Below are 2,414 nucleotides of genomic sequence, written 5' to 3'. Positions count from 1 at the left end.
TCCTTACGAAACATTCCAAATACATGTGCAGTTTCTACAATATTAGTAAATGCTTGTGAATCAGTTTGTTGGATAACCTTCTCTAGTTCATATAATTCATACCGTGTAATCACAATCATCAGCATTTCTTTATTTTCATTTGTGAATCCGCCTTTAGCAGGAAGTGACGTAATTCCCCGAACCAGCTTGCTATGTATGGCTTGCTTCAATTCGTCGGCTTTTTTCGTAATAATCATCACCGTTAATTTTTCATGACGCGTATGAATCGCATCAATTACCCTAGTCGAGGTGTAAAGTGTGACAATGGTATACAATGCTTTTTCAGGTCCATAAATATAGCCTGCTGTCACAATAATAATTCCATTTAGGGCAAATAAGTACGTACCAACAGGCCGATCCTTCATTCGTGAAAGAAGCATCGCAATAATGTCCATCCCGCCAGTAGAAGCACCGTATTTCAACGTAATCCCTACACCTACAGCAGCAATCACACCACCAAATACGGCATTCAGCAGAATATCTGGGGAAACATGAACGATAGGAATGATTTCAAGGAATACACTCATTAGAATAACACTTAGAAAACTATAAAAAGTGAATGACTTTCCTACTTTCCTCCATGCTATAATCGTTACGGGGATATTTAAGATAAATAATAAAATACCTGTTGAGATATTAAAAGGTGCAAAGGATCCGACTAATCTTGACAGTAGTTGTGCCAAACCAGTAAAGCCGCTTGCATAGATATTAGCTGGGATTAAGAATAAATTCATTGCCAGTGCATTTAAAAAAGCACCGATAACGACCACAATCATTTTTTTCGTTTCCATCATATACATTTAATCTGTCTCCATTCTAAGGTGTGTCCTGTTATCTTATTACCCTACTATCATAAACTTATACACGAGAATAGGATTGTATTTTTTCATTGTCGTGCTACACTTACTAATAGTAATTATTTTATATCTAATATAGGAAAGCAGGTGTAGCTATGAGCGTTACCATCATAGCTGACAGTGCATGTGATTTGCCGCTGTCTTACTATAAAGAAAATAAGGTTTCATTTATCCCACTACAAGTTCATTTAGATGGGGACAACTATGAAGACTTGCAGACGATTCAGCCGGCTGAAGTATATCAAGCAATGCGCGAAGGAAAAGCTCCTAAAACATCTCAGGCTTCACCAGAATATGTTACCCAGCTGTTTACTCAGCTTGCCATTGAAAAGAAACAGGCCGTTTATATTGCCTTCTCTTCTGAACTCTCAGGCACCTACCAAATGGCTGTTATGGTGTACAACCAAGTAAAGGAAACCTATCCTGACTTCGACTTGGATATCATTGATACGAAATGCGCATCACTTGGTCAAGGACTTGTAGTCATGAAAGCGGTCGAACTAGCCGCTGCTGGTGCCGATAAAGAAACCATCAGCCGCGCTGCTGCGTTTCATGCACAGCATATGGTTCATTTTTTCACCGTGGATAATCTTGAATATTTAGCCCGCGGAGGACGAATTTCTAAAGCTTCTGCATTTGTAGGCGGTTTGTTAAATATTAAACCATTGCTGCATGTAGAAGAAGGAAAACTAATTCCACTTGAAAAAATCCGCGGCAAGAAAAAATTAGTGAAACGTACACTAGAATTGATGCACGAACGCGGAGTAGATCTCGATAAACAAACGATTGCTATCAGTCACGGAGATGACCTGCCACTTGCATTAGAATGGAAAGAAGCCATCCAAAATGAGTTCGGGACTAAAAATGTCATTATTAATATCGTTGGAGCCGTAGTCGGAGCTCACTCCGGTCCAAGTACCATTGCCATCTTCTTCTTAGATGAAAACCCGCCATCATAAATAGATAGTAGGAAAAGCAGTTTCGACTGCTTTTCTTTTTTATGCGTGTTGAATGACTTTGGTTGTTTTAACAGTATAGTTTAATTATAATAAAAGAAACAAATAAAGCTGGAGGTAAGGCATGAGTAAGGAAAATTCATTTGATGTCGTTTCAAAGGTAGAATTTACAGAAGTAACCAATGCCGTAACAATGGCACTTAAAGAAATTAAAACTCGTTATGATTTTAAAGGCAGCAAAAGTGACATTACTCTCGATAAAGAAGAACTCGTCCTGGTTTCTGATGATGAGTACAAATTAGATCAGCTGAAAGATGTCTTAATCAGTAAGCTTGTTAAACGCGATGTCCCAATTCGTAATATTGATTACGGAAAAATTGAAGGTGCTTCAGGCGGAAATGTCCGTCAACGTGCCAAACTGATTCAAGGAATCGACAAAGAACAAGCGAAAAAAATCAATACTATCATAAAAAACAGCGGCATTAAAGTCAAGACCCAAATTCAAGATGATCAAATCCGGGTAACTGGCAAAAACCGTGATGACCTGCAAGCTGCTATCGCG

At 38.6% G+C, this 2,414-nt stretch carries 3 protein-coding genes; 2 read left to right on the top strand and 1 reads right to left on the bottom strand.

All coding sequences use genetic code 11. The features are described 5' to 3' along the window. Positions 1-839, bottom strand: an 839-nt coding sequence (locus AC52RT_RS16535; protein WP_495541760.1) for a YitT family protein, incomplete at its 3' end; no start/stop codon positions are given. Positions 840-991: 152 nt separating this feature from the next. On the opposite strand from AC52RT_RS16535, the gene AC52RT_RS16530 reads away from it, so the two are divergent. Then, the gene (locus AC52RT_RS16530) at positions 992-1,855 is read left to right on the top strand and encodes a DegV family protein (RefSeq protein ID WP_495541759.1); all 864 of its coding nucleotides are present in this window, start codon (positions 992-994) and stop codon (positions 1,853-1,855) included. Positions 1,856-1,976: 121 nt separating this feature from the next. Further along, positions 1,977-2,414 (top strand): YajQ family cyclic di-GMP-binding protein (locus AC52RT_RS16525; protein ID WP_495541758.1); only part of this gene is annotated, 438 nt, incomplete at its 3' end.

This window comes from Peribacillus sp., from assembly GCF_059453735.1.
Note: the sequence above shows the minus strand (reverse complement) of the source record. Positions and strands in the feature narration are given on the sequence as shown.